Source organism: Kandleria sp. (genome assembly GCF_017934775.1).
Lineage (GTDB): Bacteria > Bacillota_I > Bacilli_A > Erysipelotrichales > Coprobacillaceae > Kandleria > Kandleria vitulina.
Genome location: NZ_JAGBIX010000008.1, coordinates 12,860 through 31,312, shown reverse-complemented (window position 1 = coordinate 31,312; position 18,453 = coordinate 12,860). Strand labels below are relative to the sequence as shown.

General features: G+C 35.1%; 20 protein-coding genes. 18 read left to right on the top strand and 2 right to left on the bottom strand.

The features are described from left to right. Position 1: 1 nt before the first annotated feature. The 18 genes from J6L95_RS01770 to J6L95_RS01685 all read left to right on the top strand — a co-directional run bounded on the left by J6L95_RS01770 (position 2) and on the right by J6L95_RS01685 (position 16,679). The gene (locus tag J6L95_RS01770; protein ID WP_074685613.1) at positions 2–337 is read left to right on the top strand and encodes a PadR family transcriptional regulator; all 336 of its coding nucleotides are present in this window, start codon (positions 2–4) and stop codon (positions 335–337) included. Beyond that, positions 337–1,221 carry a permease prefix domain 1-containing protein gene (locus J6L95_RS01765; protein WP_287457919.1) on the top strand — a complete coding sequence of 295 codons (885 nt, stop codon included), beginning with the start codon at positions 337–339 and terminating at the stop codon, positions 1,219–1,221. Before J6L95_RS01770 ends, J6L95_RS01765 begins: the two co-directional genes overlap by 1 nt. Beyond that, a complete protein-coding gene (locus J6L95_RS01760; RefSeq protein WP_287457918.1) occupies positions 1,221–1,985 on the top strand; it encodes a DUF4097 family beta strand repeat-containing protein in 765 nt (254 codons plus the stop codon). The genes J6L95_RS01765 and J6L95_RS01760 overlap by 1 nt, the downstream gene beginning before the upstream one ends. A 228-nt stretch (positions 1,986–2,213) precedes the next feature. Continuing rightward, on the top strand, positions 2,214–2,858 hold the full coding sequence (locus J6L95_RS01755; RefSeq protein WP_287457917.1) for a hypothetical protein: 645 nt from the start codon (positions 2,214–2,216) through the stop codon (positions 2,856–2,858). Between the two features lie 61 nt (positions 2,859–2,919). Then, positions 2,920–4,107: an aspartate aminotransferase family protein gene (locus tag J6L95_RS01750; protein WP_074685621.1), complete on the top strand. Its 1,188-nt coding sequence runs from the start codon at positions 2,920–2,922 to the stop codon at positions 4,105–4,107. 61 nt (positions 4,108–4,168) lie between these two features. Further along, complete coding sequence (locus tag J6L95_RS01745) at positions 4,169–6,175, top strand: cysteine peptidase family C39 domain-containing protein (protein WP_287457916.1); 2,007 nt, start codon at positions 4,169–4,171, stop codon at positions 6,173–6,175. A 25-nt stretch (positions 6,176–6,200) separates the two neighbouring features. Further along, positions 6,201–6,668 carry an rRNA maturation RNase YbeY gene (ybeY, locus tag J6L95_RS01740; RefSeq protein ID WP_029072714.1) on the top strand — a complete coding sequence of 156 codons (468 nt, stop codon included), beginning with the start codon at positions 6,201–6,203 and terminating at the stop codon, positions 6,666–6,668. Next, on the top strand, positions 6,669–7,064 hold the full coding sequence (locus J6L95_RS01735; RefSeq protein ID WP_029070024.1) for a cytidine deaminase: 396 nt from the start codon (positions 6,669–6,671) through the stop codon (positions 7,062–7,064). 1 nt (position 7,065) lies between these two features. Continuing rightward, on the top strand, positions 7,066–7,962 hold the full coding sequence (gene era / locus J6L95_RS01730) for a GTPase Era (RefSeq protein WP_287457915.1): 897 nt from the start codon (positions 7,066–7,068) through the stop codon (positions 7,960–7,962). Continuing rightward, positions 7,934–8,686, top strand: coding sequence for a DNA repair protein RecO (gene recO / locus J6L95_RS01725; RefSeq protein ID WP_287457914.1), 753 nt, complete (start codon positions 7,934–7,936; stop codon positions 8,684–8,686). Before era ends, recO begins: the two co-directional genes overlap by 29 nt. Before the next feature lie 67 nt (positions 8,687–8,753). Then, on the top strand, positions 8,754–9,677 hold the full coding sequence (locus J6L95_RS01720) for an alpha/beta hydrolase (protein WP_287457913.1): 924 nt from the start codon (positions 8,754–8,756) through the stop codon (positions 9,675–9,677). A gap of 125 nt (positions 9,678–9,802) precedes the next feature. Further along, complete coding sequence (locus tag J6L95_RS01715; RefSeq protein WP_031589655.1) at positions 9,803–11,176, top strand: glycine--tRNA ligase; 1,374 nt, start codon at positions 9,803–9,805, stop codon at positions 11,174–11,176. A 15-nt stretch (positions 11,177–11,191) separates the two neighbouring features. Then, positions 11,192–12,952: a DNA primase gene (gene dnaG, locus J6L95_RS01710; RefSeq protein WP_029072717.1), complete on the top strand. Its 1,761-nt coding sequence runs from the start codon at positions 11,192–11,194 to the stop codon at positions 12,950–12,952. Positions 12,953–12,963: 11 nt separating this feature from the next. After that, complete coding sequence (gene rpoD / locus J6L95_RS01705; RefSeq protein ID WP_287457911.1) at positions 12,964–14,214, top strand: RNA polymerase sigma factor RpoD; 1,251 nt, start codon at positions 12,964–12,966, stop codon at positions 14,212–14,214. Beyond that, positions 14,214–14,891, top strand: coding sequence for a tRNA (adenine(22)-N(1))-methyltransferase (locus J6L95_RS01700; RefSeq protein WP_074685631.1), 678 nt, complete (start codon positions 14,214–14,216; stop codon positions 14,889–14,891). The genes rpoD and J6L95_RS01700 overlap by 1 nt, the downstream gene beginning before the upstream one ends. Then, entirely contained in the window at positions 14,888–15,625 is a 738-nt protein-coding gene (locus tag J6L95_RS01695; RefSeq protein ID WP_287457910.1) for a Nif3-like dinuclear metal center hexameric protein, read from the top strand. Before J6L95_RS01700 ends, J6L95_RS01695 begins: the two co-directional genes overlap by 4 nt. Next, positions 15,625–16,080, top strand: coding sequence for an NUDIX hydrolase (locus tag J6L95_RS01690; RefSeq protein WP_029070033.1), 456 nt, complete (start codon positions 15,625–15,627; stop codon positions 16,078–16,080). The genes J6L95_RS01695 and J6L95_RS01690 overlap by 1 nt, the downstream gene beginning before the upstream one ends. Before the next feature lie 2 nt (positions 16,081–16,082). Continuing rightward, positions 16,083–16,679 carry an NUDIX hydrolase gene (locus J6L95_RS01685; RefSeq protein WP_287457909.1) on the top strand — a complete coding sequence of 199 codons (597 nt, stop codon included), beginning with the start codon at positions 16,083–16,085 and terminating at the stop codon, positions 16,677–16,679. Between the two features lie 31 nt (positions 16,680–16,710). Here the strand turns inward: J6L95_RS01685 and J6L95_RS01680 are convergent, their stop codons facing one another. After that, entirely contained in the window at positions 16,711–17,370 is a 660-nt protein-coding gene (locus J6L95_RS01680) for a hypothetical protein (protein WP_287457908.1), read from the bottom strand. 76 nt (positions 17,371–17,446) lie between these two features. Continuing rightward, positions 17,447–18,370 (bottom strand): 4-hydroxy-3-methylbut-2-enyl diphosphate reductase, encoded by a 924-nt coding sequence (locus J6L95_RS01675; RefSeq protein ID WP_287457907.1) that lies wholly within the window; start codon positions 18,368–18,370, stop codon positions 17,447–17,449. Between the last annotated feature and the right edge of the window lie 83 nt (positions 18,371–18,453).

The following is an 18,453-nucleotide window of genomic DNA, read 5'->3' as shown; positions in this document are numbered from 1 at the left end:
CGTGGTAAATATTAGTAGTGATGTTATTCGTGGATATAATGATACGATGATTTTGTATTTCCTTATTCAGGAGCCTTCCTATGCTTATGAGATTTCCAAGAAGATTAAGCAACATTCGCATGATAAATATGTAATTAAGCAGACAACGCTTTATTCAGCGATGACTCGAATGGAAAAGAATGGCTATGTAGAATCATATGATGGCTATGCTGAAAATGGGAAGAGGCGTACTTATTATCGTGTTACTGATCTAGGAAGACAGTATTATCAAGAAAAATGTGAAGAGTGGATTTTGACAAAAGAAGTAGTTGAATACTTTATAGAGAGGGATAAGTAATGGATACGATTAGAAACTATCTAGAAACAACGTTTAACAGTTTTCCACAAAGTCAGGCAGTAGAAGATGTAAAGGCAGAAATGCTCGAGATGATGGAAGAGAAGTTTCAGGAACTAAGAAAAGAAGGGAAGCCTGAACATGAAGCTATTGCGATTGTGATAAGTGAATTTGGCAATATGGATGAATTAAAAGAGACACTTGGTATTAAGGATGATGGTCAAATTAATTATTATGATGAAGCAGAAATTGATCATTTTATGAGTGCTTCAATTCGTGGGACATACATGATTGCTTTAGGGGTAACTCTTATTATCATGTCATTTATTTTTCCTATTCTTTTTAATGAGAATACGACAGGTCCAGCAATGATGTTTGTATTTTGGGCAATAGGTGTTGGCTTATTTGTTGTGTCTGGAATCGATAAGCCAGATATGAGTAATGGAGCAGCTCAGCTTTCTGATGAAGTAAGACGTAAATTGACTGATGAGCTTAATGAATATAAAAACACTGAAGCTGTTGTTCTTGCAAGTGGTATTATGTTATGTGTTCTAAGTTTTGTTCCAACAATTTTATTTGATACAGATTGGGCAGCTGCCATTTTCATGTTTATTGTAGCTGTGGGAGTTGGTCTTATTATAATAAGTGGTGCTAAAAAAAGAGCTTATGATGAATTGTTTAAGAAGAATGTTAAGAAAAAGAAATCTTCTTATAAGAATCCTTCAGTAAGAAAGATCATGTCTCTTTATTGGACAACAGTAACTTGTCTTTATATCAGTTATAGTTTTATTACATTTGAATGGCATAGATCATGGATTATCTGGCCGATTGCGGCTGTTATCAATGCTCTTATTCGTGCAATCTTTACTGAAGGAGAGGATGAATAATGAGAAAGGTTTATCTTGTGATCATTTGGACAATTACATTGGCATGTATAGTTTTTGGCAGCATGAGATTTACAGGTCATTTTACACCATTTGATGGTCCTACGAAGAAAGGCTCACAATCTTTAGAGGGGACATTGAATTCTATTGAATTAAATGGAGATGCCTTTGATGTTACTATTCAAAAAGGAAATGAGAATAAAGTAAGTTATCGTAGTAAATATAAGCCAGAGATTTCTTTGGTTAATGGTCGTCTTACTATTAAAGAACATACTTCGAAAAGACGTTTCTTCTTTGCAAGAGCACTAGCTGTTACTATTACTGTCAAAGATGATTTAGATACAATTACTCTTAACAGTAAACAAGGTGATATTGATATTAAATCCATTAAAGCTAAAAATATGATGATAGAAACAAAAGCGGGAGATATCGATATTGCAGATTGTGAGGGAGAAAATCTGTTTGTAGATACAAAAGCAGGAGATATTGATATTACACGAGGCAATATTCAAAACATAAAGGTTGAAAGCAGTGCGGGTGATATTGATTGTGATCGTACTTTATTTACAACTCTTAAATGTAATCTCTTGGCTGGTGATTGTGATATTAAAGGTCAGGAAGATCTTTCAGATTATTCTTATAATCTAGAAGTTAAATTTGGTGATCTGGATGTCAATGGTACATCTTATTCAAAGAGATATGTAAAAGAAGGATCAGCTAAGCGTATTGATATTGAAGTTAAAGCAGGAGATATTGATATTTCTTAATTTAAAGACTACTGGCAAGTCAGTGGTCTTTTTTTGATATAAGAATAGAAAGGTTATGTTTATGTGGATCAGCCAAGATGATCTTATGTGGCAGTTCATTTGAGCTAGGTAAAACATTATTTGAAGAAGAGATTGCTAAAATACAATTAGTTTTATTAGCATGCATATAGTTATGCTTTTTGTACATAAAAAGAAATCGTGGTAAAATAGGCGCAAAGGAGATTAGCTATGAAGAAGATAATAATGGTATTTATGGCACTGTTTATGCTTTGTGGATGTGCTAAATATAAAATGGTTGTCAATGTAGATGGAGATGGTAAAGTAGATGCTTCATTAAAGTCATTGATTTCTGAAGAAGCGCTTCTTTCACAAAATATGACGAAAGATGAAGCAATTAGTGCTATGAAAAAGTCTTTGGTTGGAAATAATGAAGAAGCAACGGTTAAGGAGATTAAGGAAGAGATTAATCATAAGACATACTACGGGTTGTCTATTACTAATATTAAGACGAAGTCAATTAAGTCAACGGTAAAAGATGGAAAGATAAGTGTGGATATTCCTGTAGATGCGCTTATTTCTTCTATAAAGAGCGGATTACCTAATATGTCGCTAAAATCTATTAAGAAACTAGGAGGAGAAGTTTCTATTGTGGTTAATATGCCAACTTCTGCCACATCGACAGTGGGTAAAGTGAATGGAAAGCAGGTTAAGGTGGATCTTCTTGATTTGGCATATAATAATAAAGAAGTAAAAAGTATTCATGTTATGTGTGAGAAAGAAGATTATACTGGGATTGTAGCAGGTATTGTGCTAGTCATAATTGTACTTGCTGGAGTATTAGTAATGATGAAAAGAAAACAGAAAATAGACTAGAGGACTTTACAAGTAAAACGTAGACTGTTACTCTTATTTTTAATAAAAGGGGGATTAAGAAATGACAAATTATGAAAAAGGCGAACAGTATTTTCTTCATGCCTATGGAAGAATGTTGCCAGTCATGGATCATGGAGAAGGGGTTTATCTTTATGATACCGAAGGTAATAAGTATTTAGATTTCTACAGTGGGATTGGGGTTAATTCATTAGGATATAATCATCCACGTTATGTAGCCGCATTAAAAGATCAGCTTGAAAAATTAACACATGTTTCTAACTATTTCTATACAGTACCAGCTGTAGAAGCTGCCCAGAAAGTAGTAGAAGCTACTCACCTAGATAAAGTCTTCTTCTGCAACTCAGGAGCTGAGGCTACTGAAGGGGCTTTAAAGCTTGCACGTAAGTATTATTATTTAAAGACAGGAAAAGCAGATAGTGAAATTATCTCATTCCACCATTCATTCCATGGACGTACAACTGGTTCAGTTAAGTTGACTGGTAATCCACATTATCAGGAAGCATTTGGACCATTGATTGATGGTGTTAAATATGCCACATTAAATGATTTAGATAGTGTAAAAGCATTAGTTACTGATAAAACTGCTGCTATTATTGTAGAACCTGTTCAAGGTGAAGGTGGCGTTAATCCTTGTACAAAAGAATTCATGCAGGGCTTAAGAGCATTATGTGATCAGGAAGATATCTGTTTGATCTTAGATGAAGTACAGTGTGGTATGGGTCGTACTGGAACTATTATGACTTATTTCCAGTTTGATATTCTTCCAGATATTGTTTGTTTAGCAAAAGGTATCGGATGTGGTGTACCAGTTGGTGCCTTTGTCGCAAATAAGCGTTATGGAGAAGCTATGCAGCCAGGAGATCACGGAAGTACATATGGTGGAAATCCATTTGTGACAAGAGCTGTATCTACAGTATTTGATATTCTTAAGGAAGAAAAGATTGTAGAAAATGCAGCTGAAGTATCAAAGTACTTAGTTGCACAGTTTGATGAACTTGTAAAAGACTTCAAATGTGTAGAATCACACAGAGGTATTGGATTAATGCAGGGGCTTGTATTAAATGTACCAGCAGCTAAAGTGGATCAGGCTTTAATTAAAGAAGGATTGATCGTTGTCACAGCTGGACCTCAGGTATTACGTTTCTTGCCACCACTTATTATTACTAAAGAACATGTGGATGCTGCTATGACAATCATCAGAAAAGTATTAAAAGAATTTGAGGCTTAACAGCCTCTTTTTTTTAGAAAAAAGAGATCATTTTGTGAATACATGGGTAGGAGGAATCACTATGAAGAAGAAATACCCAATCTATCTGCAAGATGATGCAACATCATGTGGTGTGTATTGTATCAAGATGATACTTAAATATTATGGCATTGAAGAAGATGCAATTACGATGAAAAAGAAAGCAAGAGTAGATGCTTCAGGAACAACCATTAAGGGACTGATTGAAACATTGAAGTCTTATCATATTGAAGCAACAGCCTACCATGCATCACTAGAAGATATTGAAAAGAAACTTTCGATGCCTTGTATTCTTCATTTTGTTATAAAAGATCAAGGACACTTTGTAGTACTTTATGAAATAAAGGGAGACTCGTATATCATTGGAGATCCTGCTAAAGGGATAAGTGTCTATAATAAAGAAGATCTTAAAGCTCTTTATAGTGAACGTGTTATTCATATTAAACATATTGGAAGATATTATCATTATGAAGATCATCAATTTAAGACATTCTTTAAGCAGTTAAGAAGTCTTTATAAAAAGACAATCAGAGTTATTGTGAAGTACAGTGTTCTTATAAGTATATTTACTTATCTAGTCAGCTATCTTTACTCCATGATGATTGATATGTTAAAAAGAAATACCCCTTTATTTATTAGTGGCGCTATTATTGGGACATATGCATTTATGGCTGTTATTAAGGAGTTAATGCGTTATTTTAATATGAAAAAAGGTATCTATCTTAGACGTTCAATCGATAAGGACTGTGTTTATTCTTGTATAAGAAACGTGATGAATCTACCTGAAGATGCCTTCTATTATTCTATCGGCATGATTCATGATAAACTCTTTGATCTCTACACTTTAAGTGAAGAATGTGTGCGAATCTGTTGCATTATGTATAGTGATACCATTATGCTTATTCTGCTTCTTGTTGGATTATCAGTCATTTCTCCTATCTTGACTTTAGTGAGTGTCATTTCACTTTTTGTGATTGGCATATATGTGAAAATGAAGAATACATCTTTATTAGAAAGCTATAAGGCTAGTCTTCATGCACATAATGATAATAGTGAAGCGCTCTTTGATTATTTACAATTAAGACGTGTTGCGAAATGTTTTATGGGAAGCATCAAATGGTTGAAGAGATATGAGCATTATTATGAACAAGATCAGTCCTTGCGTCAGGATTATGAAGAAGACCAGATGGCTATGAGTCTTTCTTTAAATATGATGATGGTCCTCTCACAGATTGGTATTCTTTCACTGGGATTGTGGTTTTATAAGATGAAAGTCATCACGATGGGAATCTTGATGATGTATATCATAGTCAATGGACAGCTTGTTGAACCGCTAGTTAGAATCGCAAGTGTATGGAGCAGCTATAAGCAGTGTCAGCTTCTTTATGAACGCTATAAGGAGTTTATGGGTAAAGAAGAGATGGGCAGTGAACATCTTGATAGAGTTCAGGAAATCACCTTGTCCAATGTTTCTTTTTCCTATGGCTATGGAGAATATGTGATCAAACATCGTGATTTAAAAATAGATCATTCTCTCTTTATGCTTGGTAAGACAGGATGTGGAAAGTCTACATTATTAAAGCTTATGGCAGGATTTGATCGACATTATAGTGGAGAAATATTTATTAATGATCTTTCATTAAGAAAGATTTATCTGCCAAGTTTAATGAAACATGTCTTATATGTAGATAATAAAGAAGCCTTTATGAACGGGACTCTTTATGAGAATCTGATGTGTGAAGATCTCTCTTTAATTAAAGAGGTATTTCAGGTGCTTGGATGTGATTATTTAACAAAGTTAAGTATGCCAATAAAGCAGGATGGAAGACCTTTTTCAAGAGGGGAAGCTACCCTTGTTATTCTTGCAAGAGCGCTGCTTAAGAATGCGGATGTCTATCTTCTCGATGAGCTGTTTTCTGGTTTAGAAATAGAACAGGCAAAAAGCCTGATTGAGCGTATAAAAGCGTATAAAAAACAGGCGATATTTGTGATTGTGACGCATCAAAGAAATTTAATGAATAGTGATGATGATTATGTTATAATCGAGTGAGAATAGTAGTAAAGGGTGGTCAAGCATGAATGTGGATTTCGCATATATTAATGAAGTAGAATCATTTGATGAAAACTATGAAAAAGATTTTTCTACAATTATTGAAGGGACATTGAATCATCTTCATATTAGTGATGATATCGAGGTTTCTGCAATCCTTGTGGATGATCAGAAGATTCATGAAATCAATAGAGATTATCGTCAAATTGATCGATCAACTGATGTTATCAGTTTTGCACTTGAAGATAGTGAACAATATTATGTAGAAGGTATGCCTAGAGAATTAGGGGATATCTTTATTTCAGTGGATCATGCGAAAAGCCAGGCTGAAGAGTATGGTCATTCATTAAGAAGAGAAATGTGTTTCTTATTTACACACGGACTTCTTCATCTTTTAGGTTATGATCATATGAAAGAAGAAGATGAAAAAGTCATGTTTACTTTACAGAAAGAAATTTTAAAAGAACTCCATATGACGAGGGAGGAAATCTAGATGGATTATCAAAAACTTGTGGATGAGGCTTTTTTAGGAAGAGAAAATGCCTATGCGCCTTATTCACATTTTAAGGTAGGAGCAGCAGTGCTTTTAAATGATGGAGAAATCATTCGCGGATGCAATATTGAGAATGCGGCTTATGGTTCTTCTATGTGCGCAGAAAGAAATGCTGTTTATCAGGCCTATTGTCGAGGTTATCATAAGGAAGATATTAAGGCCTTGGCTATTGTTGGAGATGGACCGACATTAATTTCTCCATGTGGAGCCTGTCGACAGGTTCTTGGAGAATTGATGCAGCTAGATACGCCAGTCATTTTAGGAGCGAGAGATCGCTATGAAGTGACGAATATGAAAGAGCTATTACCACGAACATTTACAGAAAAGGATATGTAAGATGTATAAATCAGGATTTGTAAGTATCATTGGGAGGCCCAATGTAGGGAAGTCTACACTTCTCAATCATATATTGAAGACAAAGCTTGTTATCACTTCGCCAACAGCGCAGACGACAAGAAATACAGTGCAGGGAATTTATTCTGACGATGAAGCACAGATTATTTTCCTTGATACACCAGGTATTCATAAACCTCAGGATGGATTAGGATCGTTTATGAATGCGACAGCTTTAAGCTCAATGGCTGGAACTGATGTTATTTTGCTTATTGAAGCCGCAAATGAACATATTGGAAAAGGTGATCGCTTTATTATTGAAAGATTAAAGAGAGAAGCAGAATGTCCCGTCTATCTTCTTTTAAATAAATGTGATCTTCTTTCTAAAGAAGAGATGATGAAGAAATTGACTGAATGGAATCAGTTGTATCCATTTAAAGAAATTATTCCTATTAGTGCCTTGAAAGGTATTAATATTGATGATCTTATGAATACTTTAAAGAAAGATCTTCCTGAGGGTGGAATGATTTATCCAGAAGAAATGATCACTGATCATCCAGAACAGTTTATTTTATCAGAGTTTATCAGAGAAAAGATTTTATACTTTACTCATGATGAAGTTCCTCATGATGTCGCAATCGTTGTAGAACAGTGGATTGAAGATGAAGATTCTATTGATATCATGGCTCAGATTATTGTAGATAGACCTTCTCAGAAAGGTATTATCATTGGTAAACAGGGAAGTCTTATCAAGAAGATTCGTCAACAGGCACGAAAAGACATGAAGAGATTCTCAGGGAAAAAAGTGAATCTTGAATTATTTGTCAAGGTTGAAAAAGATTGGCGCAATAAAGCAAAATATCTAAAAGAGTTTGGCTATAATCAGGATGACTACTCATAATAGTGAAAAAACACAAGGCATTGTCTTAAAGGCAATGCCTTATAAAGAATCTGGACAATTGGTCAGTGTCTACACTTTGCAGTTTGGTAAAATGACACTCCATGCCAGAGGTGTCAGAAAATTGACAAGCAAGAATGCACCAAGTGTGCAATCTATTACACTTAGTGAATTTGAGCTGACACCACGAAAGGGTATAAGTGCGCTAATCAGAGGGAATGGATTGCAGTTTTACAGGCATATAAAGGAACAGATTGAATGTGAGATTGTCGCTGATTATCTTCTTGAATATGTTTATCGCTATGAAGAAGAGAATCATCCTGATGAAGAGATGTTCATGATGATCAAGAACACTCTTGATGCACTAGATCAGGGCTATCACTTTTTATTAGTATATCTGCTTATCAATTGTTTTATTTTAAAAAGAAACGGTATTGATCTAGAAGTAGATGGATGTGCAATATGTGGCAATAAGAAAGTAGAATCATTTTCTATTAACAATGGTGGATTCGTCTGTCATATGCATAATGAAAATGAGCTTCCTGATTTTACTATTCAGACATTAAAGGCTTTAAGGCATATCTATAAATGTCCGATGAAAGAGATTGGAAAGCTTCATATTGAAGAAGAGGAACTCACAAAGCTGATGCCGGTTCTTTCTTATTATGTAGAAGAATATGCAGGCATCCGTCTTAAGACACAAACTTTCGTTAAACAAATTGTTTGAAAATCGAACAATTTGTTTTTCTTTGGGTTATAATGTTGTAAAATAAATTATTAGTAAGGAGGGGTTCATGATGATCATGGAAGAGTCTTTTGCATCAAGCATGCACGCGTGGATACATTATACAATTTATGAGCCAAAAGTGATTCTTCGCGTGAAAGGTGTTGTGATGATCTGGCATGATGTCTCTGAAAACTCACATAGCTATGTTCATTTTGCAAATTACTTATCACAAAATGGATATGTGGTTGTAGTTAGTGATCTTGTTGGACATGGACGTTCTCTCATTGATTTTGAACAAGGCTACTTTGGTGAAGGAGATGTGCTTGAAGGTATCATTGAAGATATGCACAAGCTCCAGCTGATGTTATTTAATAGATATCGTGATACTTTATATTTCAGTATCGGTGTAGGATTTGGGGCGTCTTTATTAAAAGTGTTCGCAAGTCGCTATGGTGATTATATTCAAGGTATGATCTTACTATCGGAACCAAAGAATTTTACATTCCCGCTTTCTATCACTTTGCGTTATAAGATTGTTCGAAGATTTAAGGGCCCTATGCATCATTCTGATAGACTTCTTCGTAAAGAAAGAAGACATCTTTCTAAGGGAATAGGTAGGGATCCTTTGGCTTGGATGACTCATGATGAAAAAGAAATCAGACGCTTTGAAGTTGATACGCTCTCTAACTTTTCTTATACATTAAAAGGGTATAAAGATCTCGTGGATACCAATCGACAGGCTAATCAGATTGATGTACTACGCACTACACCATCCTATCTTCCAATATTGCTTCTTTCAGGGGATGAAGATCCGATTACACATAAAGGAAAAGATACTAAAGAAATCTATGAGATGTATAAGAGTCTTGGCATTACAGACTTGTCTATGGAGATCATTAAAGAAGGAAGACATGTTCTTTTAAAGGAACTTAATAAGGAAGAAGTATACAAGATAATAAGAAACTGGTTAAATGATAGAACCTTCATCTAACACCCTTATAGTTGGTTGACAAAATACTACTATAAGAGTACAATCGGTTCGAATTAATTAAATGAAATGACTTAGCATTTATGATGCTAGGTCATTTGTATTATTAAACAATTATAGGAGGGCTTATGGCATCTAATTTAGATATGGAAAAACTAATTGCACATGCTAAATCACAGGGATTCGTATTCCAGGGATCTGAAATTTATGACGGTTTAGCTAATACTTGGGATTATGGACCTTTAGGGGTTAATTTGAAGAATAATATCAAACAGGCATGGTGGAAGAGATTTATTCAGGAATCTCCATACAATGTCGGTATTGATTCTGCCATCTTCATGAATCCAAGAGTATGGCAAGCAAGTGGACATGTTGGTAACTTCAATGATCCACTTATTGACTGTAAACAATGTAAATCAAGACATAGAGCTGATAAATTAATTGAAGCTTATGATCCAGAACTTCATCCAGATGGATGGACTCCTGCAGAAATGACTGCGTTCATTAAAGAACATAACATCGCATGTCCTAATTGTGGTGGACATGATTTCACTGATATCAGACAGTTTGAATTAATGTTTGAAACATCAATGGGTGTTGTAAGAGATGCTAAAAGCACCGTTTATTTAAGACCTGAAACTGCCCAGGGTATTTTTGTCAACTTTAAGAATGTACAGAGATCTTCTCGTAAGAAGGTACCATTTGGTATTGGTCAGATTGGTAAATCATTCAGAAATGAAATTACTCCTGGTAACTTCATCTTCAGAACAAGAGAATTCGAACAGATGGAATTAGAATTCTTTACTAAACCTGATACTGATTTAGAATGGTTCAATTATTGGAGAAGCAACTGTATGAAGTTCTTAACTGATATTGGATTAAAAGAAGAAAACTTACGTTTTAGAGATCATGATCAGAAAGAGTTATCTTTCTACTCTAAGGCTACAACTGATATTGAATTCAAATATCCATTTGGATGGGGCGAACTTTGGGGTATCGCTGATAGAACAGATTACGATTTAAATAGACATATGGAATATTCTAAGAAAGATCTTTCTTACTTAGATCCAACTACTAATGAAAAGTATGTTCCTTATGTTATTGAACCATCAGTAGGTGCTGATCGTTTATTCTTATCAGTTCTTGCAGATGCATATGATGAAGAACAGCTTGAAAATGATACAAGAATTGTAATGCATTTCCATCCTGCCTTAGCACCAGTTAAGGTTGCGGTATTGCCATTAAGCAAAAAACAGAAGGATGAAGCTGAAAAATTATTCATGGATCTTTCAAAAGATTTCGCTTGTGAATTCGATTTATCAGGTAAAATCGGTAAACGTTATAGAAGACAGGATGCTATAGGTACACCATTATGTGTAACTGTAGACTTTGATACAGCTGAAGATGGTTCTGTAACTGTACGTGATCGTGATTCTATGGAACAGGTTCGTTTACCAATTTCTGAATTAAAATCATATATCGCAGAAAAATTGAAATTTTAATGGAGGAGGACGGATATGGCGAGAATACCTCGTGAAAAAATCGATGAAATCAGACAGAGTGTAGATATTGTAGATGTGATCTCACAATATATTTCCTTAAATAAAAAAGGAAGTGGCTACATGGCAATTTGCCCGTTTCACGATGACCATGATCCGTCCTTGTCTGTTTCCCAGTCAAAACAGATCTATAAGTGTTTCGTATGTGGAAACGGGGGAAATGTATTTACATTCCTTCAGGAGTATTTGCATATATCTTATCTTGAAGCTGTCAAGATGGTGGCTGAGATGGGACATGTGGATATGGGTGGCTATGTTTTTGAAAAGAAAGAAGCCCCAATCAAGCAGGAGCTAAAGCCACTTTATGAGATGCATACTGAAGCAGAAAAAATCTATAGCTACTATCTCAACACAAAAGCTGGAACGCTCGCAAAAGACTACTTGCATCAAAGAGGCTTTGATGAACAGCTGATCAAGACATTTGAGATCGGCTATGCCCCAGAACGTGGTGTATTGCATAGCGCTTTTGAAAAGCTTGGATATAGTGAAATAGATATGGTGAAATCAGGTCTGATTATAGAATCCCAAGGTCATTACGATCGTTTCAAGGATCGTATCATGTTTCCATTGCATGATGAGAATGGACGCATAATTGGATTCTCAGGTCGTATTTATAAAAATGGCGCAGAAGGCGCTAAATACATGAATTCACCGGAATCAGATATTTTTATAAAAGGACAGACCCTTTACAATTATCATCGCTGTAGAGAGATGGTAAAAAAAGAAGGCTTTGTCTATATTAATGAAGGATTTATGGATGTCATTGCGATGACGCGTGCTAATCATGGCAACTGTATTGCCTTGATGGGTACCGCATTGACGAAAGGGCATTTGCGCATGCTAGGTCGTTTGACGCACTCGATTGTAGTATGCCTTGACGGTGATGCCCCAGGGCAGGCAGCGAGTGCAAAAACAGCACAGTTCCTTTCGGAAAATGGCTTCGATGTCCAGATTGTCACATTGCCAGAAGGACGAGACCCTGATGAAATCTTTACAAGTGAAGGTCAGGATGGGTTAGATGAAGCATTAGGCAGAAGACAGACTTATCTTGAGTTCCTTATTAAATATGAATCCTCTCGTCTGGATCTTGCCAATTACAATGATCGACGTACATTGCTGGATCGTATTACAAAAGAGATTGCTAAATTAAATGATAAGCCTGGACAGGATCACTTTATTAAGGTGCTGTCAGATTTATCACAGTTCCCAGAAAATACAATCAGGGAACTGATGGCTGAGCATAAGAGTGAAGAAGTACCGGTTGTAGACTTCGGTGATATTGTCACTAAAGTAAAAGATACAAGACGTATTCTTGACAAATATAATCAGGCTGAACGTAATCTTTTGTTTTATATGTTAAATGATAAGGCAGTAAGTGATAAGTATGAACAGAAAGTCGGCTTTATGTACAATGATACTTATCGTGTATTAGCAAGCTATGTGGTGGATTATTATAGAAATCACGCCATCATGGATGAAGCGGATCTGATGGATCGCATCGGACATGATCAGGAAAGACTTATTCATACGTTGGCAACAATTGCAACATTACAGCTTCCTCTTCCTTATGATGAGAAAGCAATTGATGATTATATACGCATTATTTCTCAGAATGCATTGAAGATGAAGAAGGAACAGCTCAAAGAGCAGTTCCACTATGTTCTTGATCCAAAGCAAAAAGCAGAAATACTTAAAGAAATGATTAACTTAGATAAATAGGAGACTTGAAAATGGCCAAGAAAAAAGCACAGGCAATGACTTTTGAAGATCTTAAAGATTTAATTAAAGAGAATGCAAAAATCAGAGGCGGTCAGTTGACACAGGATGATTTAGATGCATTTTTAGATAAATATGAATTAGATGATGAAACATCAGAAGAGTTATTATCATTTATCTCTGATAATGACTTATTATCAGAAGATGATCTTGATATCGATGAAGACGATATCATGGGCGGTGGAGACGATGATCTTGCCGGCTTAGAAGGATTATCTTTAGATTTAGGATTAGATGATGACGATGATGACGATGATACACCTGATCTAGACTTTGGTACTAGTCTTGATATGGGCGACACTATGAGCATGTTGCATGATAAGGATAAAGATGATGACATGAACCAGTTAGGTTCTAATGTTAAAATCAATGATCCAGTCAAGATGTATCTTAAAGAAATCGGTCGTGTTGATTTATTAACACATGATCAGGAAATCGATTTAGCAAAACAGATTCTTGAAGGTGGAGAAGTAGGAGAAGAAGCAAAGAAAAAACTTGCAGCTGCCAACTTACGTCTTGTCGTTTCTATCGCTAAGAGATATGTAGGTAGAGGTATGTTATTCCTTGATCTTATTCAGGAAGGTAACATGGGTCTTATCAAGGCTGTAGAAAAGTTTGATTATACAAAAGGATTCAAGTTCTCTACATATGCCACTTGGTGGATCAGACAGGCTATCACAAGAGCTATTGCGGATCAGGCAAGAACTATTCGTATTCCAGTCCACATGGTAGAAACAATCAATAAGCTTACTAGAATTCAAAGACAGCTTATTCAGGAATTAGGTAGAGAACCTACTGCTGAAGAAATCGCTGGTAAGATGGAAGGTATGACTCCAGAAAAAGTAAGAGAAATTCAGAAGATTTCTCTTGAACCAGTTTCACTTGAAACACCAATTGGTGAAGAAGATGATTCTCATTTAGGAGACTTTATCGAAGATGAAGGTGCCATGTCTCCAGATGACTATGCATCTAACGAATTGTTAAAAGATGAATTAAACGAAGTTCTTCTTGAATTAACAGACAGAGAAGAAAAAGTTCTAAGATTACGTTTCGGATTAGATGATGGACGTACTAGAACACTAGAAGAAGTGGGTAAAGAATTTAACGTTACACGTGAACGTATCAGACAGATTGAAGCGAAAGCTTTAAGAAAGTTAAAACATCCTTCACGTTCTAAACGTCTAAAGGATTTCTTAGATCGTTAATGAAACTTAAATCAAAACGACTTCTAAAGATTGCAGAATGCATAAAAAACTATAAAAAAGGAAATATCTTGGCAGACATTGGCACTGATCATGCCTATCTGCCTTGTTTTCTTTTTAAAGAAAAAGCAATCTCACATGCCTATGCATGTGATGTTGCGGAAGGCCCACTTCATAGTTCAATGGCAACTATTGCACAAGAAGAAGTTGAAGGACATGTCATTCCATTATTAGGTGATGGTTTAGCACCAATTGTGGATAAAGAAGTAGACATGATATCAATCTGTGGTATGGGTGGATTATTGATGACACAGATTTTAGATCGTCATCCAGAAAAGATGGAAACAGCACGTTTCTTTTTACAGGCTAATACCGCAATTGATCTTTTAAGAGAATACTTAATGAAACATGATATGCGTATCATTGATGAAGATGTCGTAAAAGATGCACATCATATCTATGAAATCATTATTGTGGAAAAAGGAAAAGATGTATCCTATACTAAAGAAGAACTGATCTTTGGACCAGTTCTTATGAAAAAGAAAGACCCTCTCTTTATTGAAAAATGGCAAAAACAGCTAGTAAGTCAAAGCAATATTTTAAAAGGACTTCCTCAAACCAATGAAAAGTATCAGGAAGTCAAAGATATGGTTGATCTTATTAAGAAGGTGATTGAATGAAAGCAGGAGAGATTGTAGAAATCATGGAAAGACATTTCCCATTATCTTTACAGGAAGAATGGGATGTAAGTGGTTTTCAATGTGGTCATTATGAACAGGAAGTTCATAAGATCATGATAGCTTTAGATTGTGATTTACGCACAATTAGAGAAGCTATCGCAAAAGGATGCGATATGCTTATTACACATCATCCTTTTCTATTTAAAAGATTAGATCTTAACTTATCTGGATATGTTGGTACATGTATAGAAGAAGCAATCAAGAATGATCTTGTGATCTACAGTTCTCATACACCATTGGATAAAGTAGCCATGAACAATTGGCTATGTGAAGAATTAGGACTAATAGAAGTTGGTGAATGTGAAGAAACAGGTATCGCAAAAGCCGGTAAATTACAAGAAGAAATGTCTTTAAATGACTTTCTAGAACATGTAAAAAATGTTTTCCACTTAGATTATGTGCGCATTGCAGGAGATAAAGAAACTATTCACACTGTCGCAGTGTGTGGCGGTGCGGGCGCTGACTTTATTCACAATATTGATGTGGATGCTTATCTTACTGGAGATATTAAATATCATGCCGGTGAAGATAGTACGATTTGTGATATGGTCTTAGTTGATGTTGGTCATCATGTAGAAGTTATTATGGTAGAAAAACTAAAAGAACTTCTACAAGAAGAAATAGATGCTGAGATTATTACCAGTACCTCTCCAGATTATTTCAGGTTTGCATAATGATACTTACGACAACCATCTATCTAAGAAAAGAAGGCTACACATTGATGCTTCATCGTACAAAAAAGAAAAATGACATCAATGAAGGCAAATGGATAGGTGTAGGTGGAAAGCTGGAAAAGGGAGAATCCCCTTTTGAATGTGCCATAAGAGAAACATTTGAGGAAACAGGCTATCACATCATTGATGCCAGATTTGTAGGTATGGTCACTTTTCCTGGTCTTCATAATGGTGAAGATGAACTGATGTTCATCTATGAGAGTCATCATTTTGAAGGGGAACTTCATGGAAACGATGAAGGAGAACTCAAGTGGATCAAGGATGAAGAACTCTATGATCTCCCTTCATGGCCAGCCGATTATCACTATTTAGATTGGCTAAAAGACAATCAGTTTCATCAGGCAAAAGTTATATACGATGATGATGGAACCCTTGTTTCCTATAGTGAGGAATAGCGATGGATTTAATAGATACTATCAAGAATAATTGGGGAGATCATCAAAGTCATTATCGTCCCAAAGAATCAGTAGTGATGATTCCTTTGATCAAGCATGATGATGATTATTCATTGCTTTATGAAGTAAGATCTTATGAGTTAAGACATCAGCCTGGTGATGTATGTTTCCCTGGTGGTCATAGAGATGAAGGAGAAACAAGAAAACAGGCCTGTATACGTGAAGTATGCGAAGAGCTTCTGATTGATAAGAAACAAGTTCACATACTTGCACAGATGGATCCCATTGAGGCAAGAGGAATGGTCATTTATCCATTTATTGGTATTATTGATGATTATCATGATACCTATTCTAGTGATGAAGTGCACCATATCTTCAAAGTTCCAGTTGGCTTTTTATTAAGCAATGTCCCACAAAAATATTCTGTTACCACAACAACTGTTCCAGAAGAACATTTTCCTTTTGAATTAATACCAGGAGGAAAAGAATATAAATGGATGACTAAGACCGACAACATTCTCTTCTATTTATTTCAAAAAGAAGTTATATGGGGCATTACCGCAAGAATAACACATACGTTTATTCAATCTATAAAATAATAAACGAGGAGATTTAAATCTCCTCGTTTGTCTATTTAGTGATAGTAGCTGTCTTTTTTTTATAATAATGTTCGTAGAAATCTACTTTATGTGGGTCATTTTCACGATAAGCAGTATAGACCTTCATTAATCGAGAAGGCTTTTTGCCATTGATTTTCCCAATGATGTTAGATTGAGCATGCGACATCGTTAAAGAAACGATAGATGCTGAATTTGATTTACTATGAACTTTAATAACGGCCTTCTTCTTAAGGGCAAGACGACACTGAACGAGCTGAAGATGTTGCGACTTCAAAGTAGCTTTCTTAGAAGCTGTTACTTTAACAACATAACGCTTATTATATATACCTGAAATATCAAGATCTTTAATGGAACATTTCCCAATCAGCTTGATTGTCATATTGCGTGATACATCAATATATAAGCCATATCGTTTTGCCTTAAAGTTCTTAAGCGTCAATGTATTTGTCTTATTATTGTAGGAAATGCCCTTTATACGCTTATCTCTACTTGCGATTTTCTTTTTGCTTACATTTTTAGAATAGGCGACATGTTCGTAACTTTCATCTTCAAAATTACTAAGAGATTTTACCACGAGAATTTTATTTTTACCAGCAGCATTAACAGAGTTAACAGTCGAAAAACACATAAAAGCAAACAAAAATGTACAAAGAATTTTTTTGACTAACATATTACAATCCCTCCTATTTCAATTTTATTCCTTTTGAAATAAATGTACAAGAAAAAGCGACGTTCTGTCGCTTTTTCTATTTTAGAATTTTATCATAATCGATCTTTGGTAGTGGGTAAGTAGAAGGATCATTTTCATCAAACTGTTCAATATAGCTGATGATCTGATTAGTAAGAGAAGTAGGAGTAGAGGCTCCAGAAGAGACAGCTACATGCTTCTTTCCTTTTAGATCATTAATATTAAGTTCTTCAATTGAACCAATCATTCTTACATCCTTATGAGCGAGATCTCTTGAGATAGAGGCTAATTTCTTTGTGTTATTAGAATGAGGGTCACCAACGATGATGACAAGATCAACATCATCAGGAAGATCTCTAATAGCTTCCTGTCTGATTTTTGTAGCAGTACAGATTTCCTGTTCTATTTCTACATGAGGAAGTTTCTGTTTTGCATATTCACTTAATTCATAAATGTCATATAATGACATTGTTGTCTGATTCGTCAATAAATACTTTTTAGAAGGATCAAGCTGATCAAAGTCTTCTTTCTTTTGAATAAGGTGAATATGTAAAGGATCAATAAGCAGTGCACCTTCTGCTTCAGGATGATGTTCTTTACCAATATAAAGAATCTCGAATCCTTCATTAAGCTTCGCTTTGATAAGATCATGGGTCTTAATGACATCAAGACAAGAAGCATCGATAACATCTAGTCCTTTATTTAAGGCTTTCTCTGTAACAATATCACCTGCTCCATGAGCAGTGATGATAACTGTTCCTTCATCTATTTCATCAAGAAGCTCTTCTCTGGTCTTGTTTTTATCTTCAATGGTAATGGCCCCTAAATCACGTAAGGCATTAACGATATATTGATTATGAACAATCATGCCAAGAATATAGAGAGGTTTCTTTTCTACTTCTTTTGTAGCTTTTTTAGCAATATTGATGGCTCTAACGACACCTTTACAATATCCTCTAGGGATAATTCCAGTCACTAACATTTTATAAATCTCCTTTTTATATTCTTAATGTAACAAATCTTTTTGCACTTTTAAAGTTTTATGTTATAATTCATAAGCTAAAG

Bases quoted from the DNA above. Each gene is read 5' to 3' on its own strand.
- dnaG (WP_029072717.1), top strand. From the start codon at position 11,192: ATGGCGAGAATACCTCGTGAAAAAATCGATGAAATCAGACAGAGTGTA.
- rpoD (WP_287457911.1), top strand. From the start codon at position 12,964: ATGGCCAAGAAAAAAGCACAGGCAATGACTTTTGAAGATCTTAAAGAT.
- J6L95_RS01690 (WP_029070033.1), top strand. From the start codon at position 15,625: ATGATACTTACGACAACCATCTATCTAAGAAAAGAAGGCTACACATTG.
- J6L95_RS01675 (WP_287457907.1), bottom strand. From the start codon at position 18,370: ATGTTAGTGACTGGAATTATCCCTAGAGGATATTGTAAAGGTGTCGTT.
- J6L95_RS01685 (WP_287457909.1), top strand. From the start codon at position 16,083: ATGGATTTAATAGATACTATCAAGAATAATTGGGGAGATCATCAAAGT.
- J6L95_RS01700 (WP_074685631.1), top strand. From the start codon at position 14,214: ATGAAACTTAAATCAAAACGACTTCTAAAGATTGCAGAATGCATAAAA.
- J6L95_RS01765 (WP_287457919.1), top strand. From the start codon at position 337: ATGGATACGATTAGAAACTATCTAGAAACAACGTTTAACAGTTTTCCA.
- J6L95_RS01755 (WP_287457917.1), top strand. From the start codon at position 2,214: ATGAAGAAGATAATAATGGTATTTATGGCACTGTTTATGCTTTGTGGA.
- J6L95_RS01735 (WP_029070024.1), top strand. From the start codon at position 6,669: ATGGATTATCAAAAACTTGTGGATGAGGCTTTTTTAGGAAGAGAAAAT.
- J6L95_RS01720 (WP_287457913.1), top strand. From the start codon at position 8,754: ATGATGATCATGGAAGAGTCTTTTGCATCAAGCATGCACGCGTGGATA.
- era (WP_287457915.1), top strand. From the start codon at position 7,066: ATGTATAAATCAGGATTTGTAAGTATCATTGGGAGGCCCAATGTAGGG.
- J6L95_RS01745 (WP_287457916.1), top strand. From the start codon at position 4,169: ATGAAGAAGAAATACCCAATCTATCTGCAAGATGATGCAACATCATGT.
- ybeY (WP_029072714.1), top strand. From the start codon at position 6,201: ATGAATGTGGATTTCGCATATATTAATGAAGTAGAATCATTTGATGAA.
- J6L95_RS01760 (WP_287457918.1), top strand. From the start codon at position 1,221: ATGAGAAAGGTTTATCTTGTGATCATTTGGACAATTACATTGGCATGT.
- J6L95_RS01715 (WP_031589655.1), top strand. From the start codon at position 9,803: ATGGCATCTAATTTAGATATGGAAAAACTAATTGCACATGCTAAATCA.
- J6L95_RS01750 (WP_074685621.1), top strand. From the start codon at position 2,920: ATGACAAATTATGAAAAAGGCGAACAGTATTTTCTTCATGCCTATGGA.
- J6L95_RS01680 (WP_287457908.1), bottom strand. From the start codon at position 17,370: ATGTTAGTCAAAAAAATTCTTTGTACATTTTTGTTTGCTTTTATGTGT.
- J6L95_RS01695 (WP_287457910.1), top strand. From the start codon at position 14,888: ATGAAAGCAGGAGAGATTGTAGAAATCATGGAAAGACATTTCCCATTA.